Below are 12972 nucleotides of genomic sequence, written 5' to 3'. Positions count from 1 at the left end.
GAGGGATCTTGTGCAGAGCAGAAGGTCGCGACCAAATTTCATGTCGCGACCTGGCTTCGCCAGATCCCTTATATGGACCCACCCGTTTGTTGCAAGACCGTTTTGACTCGATAGAAGTAGATTGCACGCTTATATCCGGCCTCTCAGTTTGGGCGTATCCACCCGGGCCATTATGAGATGTGCTCTTGCTGTTCTTATCTCCTACCCGGCTTCTTGGTGAGCCACAGGGATCTTCAGATTTTCAGCAAGTCGATCTTATCTGTCGTGTCTTAACGTTCTGCGCAACTCTTTGGTTGGGTTTAACTCTATTTATCCTGCCTTGGGCAGGCTCCGTACTACGTTGGTTACAACGCTTTGTAATCTCTTTCGTTTACTAAGCAGCTCCAGGCGATACGGGCTAGCTTGTTTGCGATCGCTACCACGATCTTGTTTACGTGCTTGCCTGAAGCCCTCAAGCCTTGTGCCCACAAGCCAAGTCGGCTGCTTTCGGGGCATTTCTCTAGTGAGCGGTATGCAGCCCTCGCGCCGTGTACCAGTTGCTTGCGCAACTGTCGATTTCCTCGTTTACTGATCCCCAGTAACACGTCTTTACCACCGCTTGAGTGCTGGGCGGGCACCAAGCCTAACGAGGCGGCTAGGTCGCGACTGCCCCGGTATGATTGACCATTCCCCGCATACGCAACCAGCAAGGTCGATATGACTGGGCCTACACCAGGTATCGTCATCAACCGTTTACAGCGCGCATCAGACCTAGCGATCTTTTCGATCCGTGAGGTGTAGTAATCAACTCGATCATCACAGCGTAGCCACTCCTCTCTCAGATCAGCAATGATCTCTCTTAAGCTATAACTTAACCCGTTTGAAGCGTCCTCAAGTATCAACGCGACCTCGTAGCGAGTTGCAGCATGTCCGCGCTTTACTACGATGCCCTGTTCTGCAAGCAGTCCTCTTATCCGGTTGCCGGTGCGGGTTCGGTTGTTAACCGAGTCTTCGCGGACTCGGTGCAAAGCCTGTAGGTCAAGCTGTTCAGTTGTTTTGACGGCTACTACCGGTGCCTGCTCTCGGGACGCTGCCTCCGCAATCGCTGCGGCATCCCGTTTATCATTTTTATTAACCCGCACGTACGCCTTTACGTAGCCAGGCGGGATGATCTTCACATGATGGCCATACTGCTCGAACAACTTGGCCCAATAGTGAGCACCACCGCACGCCTCAATACCAATAATGCATTTGGGTTGTTTAGCTATAAACTTAGCGACCTCTGCGCGCTTGAGCTGACGCGAAAACGTCTGTTTACCACTGCTCGTCATACCGTGAGCTTGAAAAACACTCTTCGCCAGATCGATACCAATAATGCTAGTCTTATTCATGTGGACCCCCTTCTTGGATGCCGTACTTGATTGATCTTTCAAAACCAATCTTGGCACAGAGTGGGTGGGTCCATCACATTTCACACAAAGTAGTGGCCTACAGAGCGCGCCTAATACCTTAACTTACCCGTTTTACGGAACTCACTCGGGGTCATACCGCGGAACTCACTAAAGCGCCGGTTAAAGTTGGCCACATTGTTGAAGCCGACCTCGTAACAGATGGTACTGATGTATTTATCCGTCTCCAGCAGCAACTGACAAGCTTTATTCACGCGCACGCGGTTAACGAAGTCAGTAAATGTATTGCCTGTAGAGCGACGGAAATAGCGCGAGAAGCGGCTCTCGCTCATACCGAAGCGCTCTGCAACCTCAGCCATGCTAAAGGGTTCAGCGTAGTTGGAGGTGATGAACTCAACCACATCATTCACCTGATCGAGCTGCTGCTGATCATCCTCACTCTGAATCTGTGCGGAGGATAGCAGGCGGTAGTTACTGTGATTTGCAAGCTCTGTCATCAGTTCGATAAAAACTGCTAGACGCTTGCTACCAACACTGTCTTTGATTTGGTCCAGATAGATAGAGACTTGGTTACTAATTCCAAAAAACTCGATACCGTTCTTGGCACGATCTAACAACGGAAGAATAGTCTGCAGCTCAGGAATCAGCTTGGCCGCCTCACGAATGGGTGTATCGCCAAACTGCACAGCGCGATCACGCAACGGGGCTTCGCCACCCTCAGGATAGTCAGTCGTGATCCAGTTATGCGGAAGGCGAGGACCTGTTAACACCAACTGCCCCGGTCCAAAATGACCAATGTAGTCCCCAACAAAGGCTTTGCCGTAGGTATTGGTGATCATATGTAGCTCGTACTCGTCGTGGATATGCCAACGAATGAGAGGATGTGGCGCGCCATGTTCAAGAAATCGTAACAGACCGACGTCGTCAGGCTCGTACCCTAACTCCGGTGCTCGTTGATAATTTTTTTCAACTTCGGGTGCCTGATGCACTCTGGTTGCTTGCGCCATACCACTACCTCACTACACGAGCTTTATTATATTTCTGTAAGCTCAGAGACCCTAATAATGAAGCTGAACAACGTTCAGCTTCAGTGTCCCTACCTCTAAATCAGAGGTCAAAATTAGTCGGCATTATCACCATATCGCGGATGGTAACGTGCCTTGGTCGAGTCAGCATAAAGATCAGCGCTTGTGCAATCTCTTCTGTCTCCACCAAACTGCCATTGGCTTTCGCCTCAGCTAGTTTCTCTGCCGGCCAGTCCGCCAACAGACCGGTAATTACCGGACCGGGTGAGACCGATCCGATACGAATTCCATGTTTAAACATCTGCCGACGTGTGGTCTGCACGAAGCAATCAATCGCCCACTTAGACGACGCATACACCGGTTCCCAGGGGGTTGGATAGTGTGCCGCCAACGAACTGGTAACCAACACATCACCAGTACCGCGCTCGGTCATATGTTTAAGTACAGCCTGAACATTTTTCATCACTACAGCCACGTTCAGCTGCAGCATGCGGTCGATCGCTGCCGGATCATTCTCCAGCAAGTCACCGCCTACATAGAGGCCGGCATTTGCGTGAAAAATATCGAGCTGGCCTACTTGATCCAGAATGCGCGGCATCATGGATGCGCACTCATCTGCATCAAGCAGATTAATTGCCAAAGGGATGGCAGAGCCACCATGTTTGGCAACCAAATTAGCCAGTGCAGCTTCGTTGTAATCAACAAAGACAACCCGGGCACCTTCGGCCATCATCGCCTCAGCACTGGCCAAACCTATTCCTGATGCAGAACCGGTAACGGCTGCAACTTTTCCCTCTAGCAATCCACTCATTAGAACGCGCCTCGTTTCGCAGTAAAGGCTTCAGAACGGGCATAGGCGTCGCGCACCGCCGCGGTCACCTGCTCATTCCCCGCCAAATCATCAAACAACAGGGGTTCCGCTACAAAAGCGGCCACTGGGTCGTCAGATTCTACAATACGCTTGAAGCTCTGAGGATCCATCAACTGATCTTCATACTTGTATGGGATCAGCCCTTTGTTCTCGCGTAGCAGGAACGATAGATAAAAGGCTGGCAGCATCGCAACCGCACTCAGATCCAATCCCTTCTCAAGCGACTCACGGATAGTCGGCAAAATAAAGCCAGGCACTTTTGAGTAACCATCCATCGCCACGCGGGCGTTGGTGTCCTGAATGTTTGGATTCGAGAAACGATCCAGAACAACGTCGCGGTACTCTTCTAACGGTAGCGGACAAGGTGTCAAACAGGGAATTACATTCTCTGTGACGTAGTCGTATGCGAATTTGCACACCTCCTCGTCTAACGTACCCTCATGAATGTAGTTGAAGCCTGCCAGCGTTCCGCCCCAAGCGATACAGCTATGTGTCGCATTGAGGATGCGAATTTTAGCCTCTTCATAGGGCATCACATCTTCAACCATCTCCACGCCAACCTTCTCCCAAGCAGGGCGGCCAGCGATAAAGTGATCTTCAATCACCCACTGAATAAACTTTTCGCCCATTAGGGCTGCTTTACAGTCAACGCCTGTGGCGGCCTTTACACGATCAGCAACAGCCGGTGTTGGGCGTGGTGTAATGCGATCCACCATGGCGTTAGGCGTGCTGGTATTCTCTTCAACCCAATCCAGCAGCTCAGCTTTACCCTGAAGTTCTAAGAACTGTTTAAAACCTGCAGCGAAACGGTGACCATTTGCACGCAAGTTATCACAGTTCATCAGAGTCACTGGGCCTGCATTGGTAGCTCGGCGAGCATCCAACAAGCGCGACAGCGCACCGTAGAGCGTGCAGCAGGTATCGCCTTTGATATCGGATACCAAATCCGGGTAGTTCTGATCCAGCTTGTCACTGGTATCCAGATAGTAGCCCGCCTCTGTTACGGTAAAGGAGATGATACGTGTGGTCGGTTCCACAGCTACCGCAGTCAAACCCGCGAGTTCAGCATCCCAGCTAATCACTCGCTTAATTGAGCTGATCTGCTTGTATTCGCGTTCACCCTGAGGTGAGACTGTCTCAAGCATATAGGCTCCATTCTGAGCTTGCAGCGCTTCAATCAGCTCTGCCATGTCCGGGCGGATATTTCCGCCGGCAAGCTCCCAGGATGTATCGCCCATGTCATGCAGAAACTGCATGTAGAGCGCCTGATGGGCACGATGAAACGAGCCCAATCCAAGATGTAGTTGTGTGAGTGCCTGACTCATAGAGCCCCCTTAGCGAAGTGCTAAACCCTGAGCATCGAAGCAGTGCAGCTGCGACGCATCATAGTTAATACCGACTTTATTGCCAGGACGCACTGATGTCTGTTCGTACTGACGTACGATAACCATCTCCTTGCTGCCCTCTAGTGCGACATGTATCAGGGTCTCGTTGCCGAGCGCTTCAACCATCTCTACCTCGCCCTGCAACTGACCTTCACCAGCACCAGTGAGTGCAAAGTGCTCAGGGCGAACACCCACCTCTACTACGTTATCGGCCTGACCAGAAATCAGTTTTGCCGGCATCATGTTCATCTTCGGCATACCGATAAACTGCGCCACAAATTTGTTTGCTGGGCGATCGTACAGCTCCATCGGCGTACCGCACTGCTCGATCACACCCGCCTGCATAACCACCACGCGGTCTGCCAGCGTCATCGCCTCAACCTGGTCATGCGTTACATAGATGGACGTTGCGTTCAGCTCGCGGTGCAGATGTGCAATCTCAACACGCGTCTGGCCACGCAGCGCCGCATCCAAGTTAGAGAGTGGCTCGTCAAACAGGAACACCTTCGGTGAGCGAACGATCGCACGACCAATCGCCACACGCTGACGCTGACCACCGGAGAGCTCCTTCGGTGTGCGCTTGAGGTAGTCGGTCAGGTTCAGCTTCTCAGCCGCCTTCGCCACCTTCTCTTTGATCACTGCCGGATCCTCTTTCTGGATACGCAGTGCGAAGGACATATTCTCCTCTACCGTCATGTGCGGGTAGAGCGCGTATGACTGGAACACCATCGCCAGGTCACGCTTGGAGGGCAGCATGTCGGTGATGTTCTTACCGTCCAGCACCAGATCACCGCCATTGATATCTTCAAGGCCCGCGATCATGCGCAGCAGCGTCGATTTACCACAGCCGGAAGGGCCAACGAATACAATGAACTCGCCCTTCTGGATGTTTAGGTTAATTCCTTTGATTGCGTGAAAGTCGCCGTAGTACTTCTCAACGCCCTTAAGCTCTAAATATGACATTTCTAATTACTCCAACAACTTATTTCACTGCACCGAAGGTGAGACCCTGAACCAACTGCTTCTGCGAGAACCAACCGATCACAACGATTGGAGCGATCGCCATCAGCGACGCGGCAGAGAGTTTCGCCCAGAACAGACCTTCAGGACTTGAGTAGCTCACCATCATGGTTGCCAGGGTACCGGCCTCAGCCGCACCGAGGTTCAGTGCCCAGAAGGCTTCATTCCACGCCAGCACCAGACAGAGCAGACCGGTTGAGGCCAGACCACCAATACCCAGTGGCAGTAGTACATGTTTGAACTCATCCCAAACACTGGCGCCATCCATACGCGCCGCTTCAAGGATCTCCTGCGGGATATCTTTGAAGTAGGTGTAGAGCATCCACACCATGATCGGCAGGTTCATCATGGTAAAGATGATGACCAGCGCCGCTTTGGTATCCAGCATATTGAGTTGCTGGAAAATGACGTAGATCGGCAGCAGTGCACCGACTGCTGGCATAAACTTGGTCGAGAGCATCCATAGCAGCAGGCCGTTAGTACCCTTAGTCGGTGCAAACGCCATGCTGTAAGCCGCCGGTGCGGCGATCAGCAGACCCAGTACAGTCGACAACACGCTGGTTACTACCGAGTTCCACGCAAACTGAACGTAGTCCGAGCGCTCGTTGACCACTTCGAAGTTCTCAAAGGTCGGTTCAAATGCCCATAGGCTCGGTACAGCGATCGCTTGCAACTCAGTTTTGAATGCTGTGAAGCCCATGAAAATCAGCGGGAAGAACAGCAGCAGTGCGATGCCCCAAGCCGCCGCGGTGCGGATAATCAGGCTTGGAGTCCATTTCTTTTTCGTATTCATCGTCTTACTTCTCCAGGTTCTTACCGATGATGCGAATCAGGAAGATCGCTACGATGTTAGCCAGAATGATCGCAAATACAGCACCCGCAGACGCGACACCGATATCGAAGGCCTGCAGCGCTTCGTTAAAGATCAGGTAGGCCAAGTTAGTACTCTGCGTACCTGGGCCACCGTTGGTGGTCGCAAAGATCTCTGCGAAGACCGACAGCAGGAAGATCACCTCAATCATGATCACAACCGAGATCGGACGTGCCAGGTGTGGCAGGTACATGTAGCGGAACTTCTGCCAGTAGTTGGCACCGTCCATATCAGCCGCTTCCAGCTGTTCACGGTCCATAGACTGTAGTGAGGTCATCAGAATCAGACAGGCAAAGGGGAGCCACTGCCAGCTGATCATTAGAATGATCGAGAAGAGCGGCAGGTCCTGCAGCCAGTTAATCGGTGTCAGGCCAAAGAAGGTCCAAACCTGGGCCAGCACACCATAAATTGGGTTCATCATCATGTGTTTCCACAACAGCGCGTTCACTGTAGGCATGACGAAGAAGGGGGAGATCAACAGCAAACGCACAATACCGCGTCCGGGGAAGGCTTCGTTGATCAACAACGCGATAGCCAATCCACCAATCACTGTAATCGCAACAGTTGATGCCAACAGTACTAGCGTGTTCCAGATGGCGTCGGTAAACGCTGGGTTGGTAATCATGAACTCATAGTTCATCCAACCAGCAAAACCGGTCACATCGGGCTGCATCAGGTTATAGAAAATAGACGAGAAGTAGATCGTCAAAGCCAGTGGCACGATCATCCAGATCAACAGCGTGATCACAGCCGGGCTTAGCAACAGACGCGGCATAAAGCGACTGCTTCGGGATTGCGATGACATAATCAGATACCGAAAATTATTCAGGGGAAAAACACCCCCGACAAGGAGACTCTGCCGGGGGTGGTGTACGTGTTGGGTGAGGCGAAACCCCACCCGGTTACTACTGCTTAGTAGTAACGGCCTTTACGCATTTCGCGGTCAGCTGCAGCCTGAGCTGCAGCCAGCGCTTCTTCTACACTCTTCTCGCCTGCCAGTGCAGCAGCAAACTGCTGGCCAGCTGCTGTACCGATAGCCTGGAACTCAGGAATCGCAGCGAACTGTACACCGGTGTATGGCGTCTTCTCGAAAGTAGAGTCGTATGGGTTAGCGCTGAAGATCGCATCCAGCTCTGCGTCAGCAAAGTTTGCTGCAGCCTGGAACTTCTCGTTCGCGTAGGTAGAAGTACGAGTACCTGTAGGTACACGGCCCCAACCGTTAGTTTCGCCAACCAGGTTGATGTAGTCCTTAGAAGTTGACCACTCCAGGAACTTCATCGCAGCATCTTTCTTCTCAGAAGAAGCTGGGATACCCAGCGCCCAAGCCCACAGCCAGTTTGCACCGCGCTTAGTCTTCTGTGTAGGCGCCTGAGCGTAAGCGATTACGTCAGCAACTTTAGACTGTGATGGGTCAGATACGAAAGATGCAGCGATAGTTGCATCGATCCAAGAACCACACTTGCCTTCGTTGATCAGTGCAAGGATTTCGTTGAAGCTGTTTGCAGTAGAGCCTGGAGGCGCGTACTTAGTCATCAGATCAACGTAGAAAGTGATTGCAGCGTTCCACTCTGGAGAGTCCAGCTGTGGCTTCCAGTTCTCATCGAACCAACGCGCACCGAAGGTGTTCGCAATAGTAGTGATGAATGCAGCGTTATCACCCCAGCCTGGCTTACCGCGCAGACAGGTACCGTAAACACCGTTCTCTGGATCGTGCATTGCAGCGATCGCCTGCTCCATATCAGCCCAAGTTGGGTTGTATGGCAGGGTGATACCCGCTTTGTCCAGCAGGTCCTTACGGTACATAACCATAGAAGACTCACCGTAGAAAGGTGCTGCGTAGAGGTTGCCGTCGTGAGACAGACCGCCGCGCATTGCTGGCAGGATGTCGTCTACGTCGTAGCTAGCGCTGAAGTTCAGAGGCTCAAGCCAGCCTTTTTCACCCCAGATTGGTGCTTCGTACATACCGATAGTCATGATGTCGAACTGACCGCCGTTAGTTGCGATGTCAGTTGTCACACGCTGACGCAGAACACCCTCTTCCAGAGTGACCCACTTAACTTTGATACCAGTCTCTTCTTCAAACTTTGGTGTCAGCTTCTGCATTTCGATCATGTGACCGTTGTTTACAGTAGCGATAACCAGTTCGGTACCAGCGTGGGAGCCAGCCAGAGCTGCAGTAGAAGCTAGGATGCTACCGGCAACGGCAGCAGAAAGCATTTTGATTTTCATTTTTTACTCCTGAAGGAATATTATTTTTATCCAGACGCCTACCGCTGATACGCAATTCCGCAGCAACAGGTTAGGTTGTCAGCGTCTGTGCAACAGAGTAGCACCGCAAACTGGTACAGAATTGTACGGCCTTAACAAAGTGTTGTACTTATTTGCACTTCTATTTCGCATTTGCGTAAAAAACTGCAAGATAAGATTACAGTAATATAACTCAAGAATTAGAGTACTTTTACTCACGAATTCCGTTGCGAAAGTCGCAAAAATCACATAGGAAACAATGATGTACATTGGCCTCGACCTCGGCACCTCAGGTATCAAAGCGCTCTTAATGGACGCCCAGCAGCGTATCATTGGCTCGGCAAACGCGAACATTAATGTATCAAGGCCGAATCCGGGCTGGTCGGAACAGAACCCGCAAGATTGGATCAGCGCCTGTGGACAGGCGATGGCCGAGCTGCGTGAAAAGTATCCTGTCGAGTTAACAGCGACCGAGGCGATATCGTTTTCTGGCCAGATGCATGGAGCAACACTATTAGACAGCTCTGGACAGGTAATCCGCCCGTGCATTCTCTGGAATGATACCCGCAGTTATATGGAGGCAGCAGAGCTGGATGCTAATCCCCTGTTTCGCCAACTATCGGGCAATATTGTCTTTCCGGGTTTCACCGCGCCAAAGCTCTGCTGGGTAGCTAAGCATGAGCCAGAGAACTTCGCCCGCGTTGCCAAAGTACTTTTGCCGAAAGACTATCTGCGTTTCTGGTTAACCGGTGAGTATGTATCGGAGATGTCCGATGCCGCGGGGACTAGCTGGCTTGACGTCGCCAAACGGGATTGGTCTCACGAGCTCCTTGCTGCTTCCGGTATGCGCGTAGAGCAAATGCCACGACTCGTTGAAGGGTCTGAGATGGCTGGCGAGCTGCGTGCTGATCTAGCTGCTCACTGGGGCTTTAGCAAAGCACCTGTAGTTGGCGGAGGCGCTGGCGACAACGCCGCCTCGGCGATAGGGATGGGTGTTGTGCGTGAGGGACAAGCCTTTCTCTCTCTCGGCACCTCTGGCGTTTTATTCGCAGCAACTGATGGCTACAAGCCCAAGGCGGAAAGCGCCGTTCACGCATTCTGTCATGCGATCCCCAACACCTGGCATCAGATGGGTGTCATTCTCTCAGCCACCGATGCGTTGAACTGGTATGCAGGTATTGCCGGTAAAGATGCGGCGACTCTTACGGCCACCCTAGGCGACGCACCCTCAGGGCCAAGCAGTGTTCGTTTTCTCCCTTACCTTTCTGGGGAACGAACGCCACACAACGATGCCCGTGTTCGCGGCGCTTTTATTGGTTTGGAGCATCAGTCCGATCAAGCAACATTGACTCAGGCCGTACTTGAAGGTGTCTCTTCCGCTATCCGAGACAACTTGGAAGCACTGCGCAGCGCAGGTACTCAGTTGCAGTCCGTAGTTGCGGTTGGGGGTGGTTCGCGCTCTAAATTCTGGCTGCAAACCTTAGCGAATATTCTCAACCTACCGGTTGAGCTGCCCAAAGATGGTGATTTTGGTGCAGCCTTTGGCGCGGCACGCTTGGCTCAACAGGCCGCTAGCGGAGCCAACCCAACCGACCTGCTGACCACTCCGGCGGTCGATGCGGTATTTGAGCCGCAGCATCAAGCTGCTTACGAAGATGCTTACCAGCACTACACCCGCATCTATCCAGCACTCAAGGACTTGGCACTGTAGGGATATGCGGCAAAGCCGCAGGTCGCGACCTGCCCTTGGCAAATACCTCCTACACCGAAACTACGAGTGCAGGTAGCGCATCTTAGCGTTCTTACGGAATTCCGTCGGAGTCATATCACGCAACTCACCAAAGCGGCGGTTGAAGTTTGCGACTGTGTTGAAGCCAACTTCATAGCAAATGGTACTGATGTACTTATCAGTTTCGGTCAGTAATTGGCAGGCTTTATTTACCCTGATTTGGTTCACAAAGTCAGTAAACGAGTTACCCGTCTCCTTACGGAAATAGCGGGAGAAGCGACTCTCACTCATACCGAAACGCTCGGCAACGTCACCCATGTAGAGATGCTGATGGAAGTTATCCGAAATGTAATCAACAATCTCACTGATGCGAGACTGCGCTTTATGATCACCAAAGTTCTGCAATTGCGCTGACGACAAAAGTCTGTAGTTCTCATGCTGCGCGAGATCACTGAGCAACTCCATAAAGGCCGCCATCCGTCGCGCACCCTGAGTATCTCGAATCTGGTCCAGGTGTTTGGAAACCGAATCGCTAATACCAAAGAACTGGATTCCGTTTTTTGCTCGCTCTAGTAGCGGAAAAACAGAACGCATCTCCGGAATATATTCAGCAGCACGACGAATAGGGTCATCGAGGAAGATGAGGCAACGATCACGCAAAGGTGCAGCATCGCCCTCTTCATATTCAGTGGTCACCCAATTGTGGGGCAGACGCGGGCCGGTCAGCACCAAATTTCCGGGCTCAAAGTTTCCGATAAAGTCACCGATAAACATCCGTCCGCGCGTAGCCGTGACTAGATGTAGCTCATACTCATCGTGCTGATGCCAGCGAATCAGTGGACTGGGCGAGCCATGTTCAACAAACCGCAAGAGGCCATCAACTTGCGGCTCATAACCAAGCTCAGTCCCCCGCTGATAGCTCTTCTCCATCACCGGTTTTTGTAAGCTGTTCAGACTACCTCTATGGACTCCCATAACGTCATCCCTCTTACTTTCAAGGTGCCGGACAACTCACTAGTCGCGGCACCATTTAGACTGTCTCTTTTCAAGCTGCTTTACGCGACTTTGAGAAAGCCTGGACGCGCGCGTATGCATCACGTACGGCCTCAATCAATCGAGTATCGCCTGCTAAGTCGTTAAATAACAAGCGCTCGTTACATAGGGCCTGTACTGGATCGTCGGAATCCAGTATCGCCTCTGCGGTGCCTGGCTCCATCAATTGATCCTCGTAGCGATAAGGTACGAAGCCAGCTCGCTCCTGGGCCAAGAACTCCAAGAAAAGAGCCGGCAGCACCGCAACACATGCAATGCTCTGGTCCGAAGTCAGGCGGTCACTAATGGTTGGCAGAATAAAGCCCGGTACCTTAGAGTACCCATCCATCGCTACACGAGCATTTGTATCAAGAATATTTGGATTAGAGAAACGATCCAATACCACATCGCGATAATCCTGCAGGTCTAGTGGCGAGGGCTGTAAGCAAGGCAGCACATCCTGAGTTACATAGTTATATGCAAGCTGACGCACTTCGCTGTCCTGTGCACCCTCATGAATATAGGTATATCCCGCAAGAGTTCCGGCCCAAGCAATGCAACTATGCGTCGCATTTAGAAGACGAATCTTCGCCTCCTCGTAAGGCAGCACATCCTCAACCAGTTCAACGCCTACTTTCTCCCAAGCGGGACGTCCGGCCACAAAATGATCTTCAATGACCCATTGAATAAACGCTTCAGCGCTCAGTGCGGCTCTGTCTTCGACACCCGTTGCTGCTGTTACGCGCTCAGCTACGGAGAGTGTTGGACGGGGGGTAATACGATCGACCATCGCATTGGGGGCGCTCGTGTTAGCCGCTACCCAAGCCAAAAGTTCCGTTTTGCCTTGCTGTTCAAGGAACTGTTTAAAACCTTTGGCAAAACGGTCCCCATTGGAGCGCAAATTATCACAGGACATCAATGTGACTGGCCCTACACCTGCAGCACGACGTGCATCCAGCAGGCGCGATAGCGCGCCGTATAGTGTGCAGCAAGTGTCGCCTTTCAGGTCGCTGACCAAATCCGGATACGAGTGATCGAGTTGATCGAGGGCATCCAAATAATACCCCGCCTCCGTTACGGTGAAGGAGATAATCCGAGTGGTGGGTTCAACAGCAACCTGCGTCAATCCACTCAAGTCCGCATCCCAGGCGACGACACGTTTAATCGAACCGATCTCCTTATAATTGCGTGCCCCTTGGGGTGTGACTGTCTCGAGAGTGTAGCGTCCCTTCTGTTCTATCAGCGCTTGAATAAGTTCCTCGCTATCCGCGCGGATATTACCGGCAGCAATTTCCCATGAGGTATCACCAAGATCATGCAGTTGCTGCAGATAAACGGCTTGATGAGCTCGATGAAATGAACCTAGACCCAAGTGAAGTTGTGTAAGTGCCTGACTCATAATTT

11 protein-coding genes are annotated in these 12972 nt (G+C 52.0%); 1 reads left to right on the top strand and 10 read right to left on the bottom strand.

Going from position 1 to position 12972, the window contains the following annotated elements; translation table 11 throughout:
• Window positions 1-344: 344 nt before the first annotated feature.
• The 8 genes from AC1WNR_RS01660 to AC1WNR_RS01625 all read right to left on the bottom strand — a co-directional run bounded on the left by AC1WNR_RS01660 (window position 345) and on the right by AC1WNR_RS01625 (window position 8789).
• Entirely contained in the window at window positions 345-1370 is a 1026-nt protein-coding gene (locus AC1WNR_RS01660; RefSeq protein ID WP_481642805.1) for an IS110 family RNA-guided transposase, read from the bottom strand.
• Window positions 1371-1480: 110 nt separating this feature from the next.
• A complete protein-coding gene (locus AC1WNR_RS01655; protein WP_481642804.1) occupies window positions 1481-2395 on the bottom strand; it encodes an AraC family transcriptional regulator in 915 nt (304 codons plus the stop codon).
• Between the two features lie 100 nt (window positions 2396-2495).
• Entirely contained in the window at window positions 2496-3224 is a 729-nt protein-coding gene (locus AC1WNR_RS01650; protein WP_481642803.1) for an SDR family oxidoreductase, read from the bottom strand.
• Entirely contained in the window at window positions 3224-4609 is a 1386-nt protein-coding gene (gene dalD / locus AC1WNR_RS01645) for a D-arabinitol 4-dehydrogenase (protein WP_481642802.1), read from the bottom strand. The genes AC1WNR_RS01650 and dalD (AC1WNR_RS01645) overlap by 1 nt, the downstream gene beginning before the upstream one ends.
• A gap of 9 nt (window positions 4610-4618) precedes the next feature.
• Window positions 4619-5632, bottom strand: a complete 1014-nt coding sequence (locus AC1WNR_RS01640) for an ABC transporter ATP-binding protein (protein WP_481642801.1) — start codon at window positions 5630-5632, stop codon at window positions 4619-4621.
• 19 nt (window positions 5633-5651) lie between these two features.
• Window positions 5652-6482 (bottom strand): carbohydrate ABC transporter permease, encoded by an 831-nt coding sequence (locus tag AC1WNR_RS01635; RefSeq protein ID WP_481642800.1) that lies wholly within the window; start codon window positions 6480-6482, stop codon window positions 5652-5654.
• A 4-nt stretch (window positions 6483-6486) separates the two neighbouring features.
• The gene (locus AC1WNR_RS01630) at window positions 6487-7365 is read right to left on the bottom strand and encodes a carbohydrate ABC transporter permease (RefSeq protein WP_481642799.1); all 879 of its coding nucleotides are present in this window, start codon (window positions 7363-7365) and stop codon (window positions 6487-6489) included.
• Between the two features lie 107 nt (window positions 7366-7472).
• Window positions 7473-8789: an ABC transporter substrate-binding protein gene (locus AC1WNR_RS01625; protein ID WP_481642798.1), complete on the bottom strand. Its 1317-nt coding sequence runs from the start codon at window positions 8787-8789 to the stop codon at window positions 7473-7475.
• 280 nt (window positions 8790-9069) lie between these two features.
• On the opposite strand from AC1WNR_RS01625, the gene xylB reads away from it, so the two are divergent.
• Window positions 9070-10518 (top strand): xylulokinase, encoded by a 1449-nt coding sequence (xylB, locus tag AC1WNR_RS01620; RefSeq protein ID WP_481642797.1) that lies wholly within the window; start codon window positions 9070-9072, stop codon window positions 10516-10518.
• 60 nt (window positions 10519-10578) lie between these two features.
• On the opposite strand, the gene AC1WNR_RS01615 is transcribed toward xylB, so the two are convergent.
• Both AC1WNR_RS01615 and dalD (AC1WNR_RS01610) read right to left on the bottom strand, forming a co-directional pair.
• Window positions 10579-11511, bottom strand: coding sequence for an AraC family transcriptional regulator (locus AC1WNR_RS01615; RefSeq protein WP_481642796.1), 933 nt, complete (start codon window positions 11509-11511; stop codon window positions 10579-10581).
• Window positions 11512-11581: 70 nt separating this feature from the next.
• Window positions 11582-12967, bottom strand: coding sequence for a D-arabinitol 4-dehydrogenase (gene dalD / locus AC1WNR_RS01610; protein WP_481642795.1), 1386 nt, complete (start codon window positions 12965-12967; stop codon window positions 11582-11584).
• Window positions 12968-12972: the final 5 nt, after the last annotated feature.

It is taken from the genome of Marinobacterium marisflavi (genome assembly GCF_982447095.1).
The sequence above is the reverse complement of the archived record's forward strand: the minus strand, read 5'-3'. Positions and strand labels throughout refer to the sequence as shown.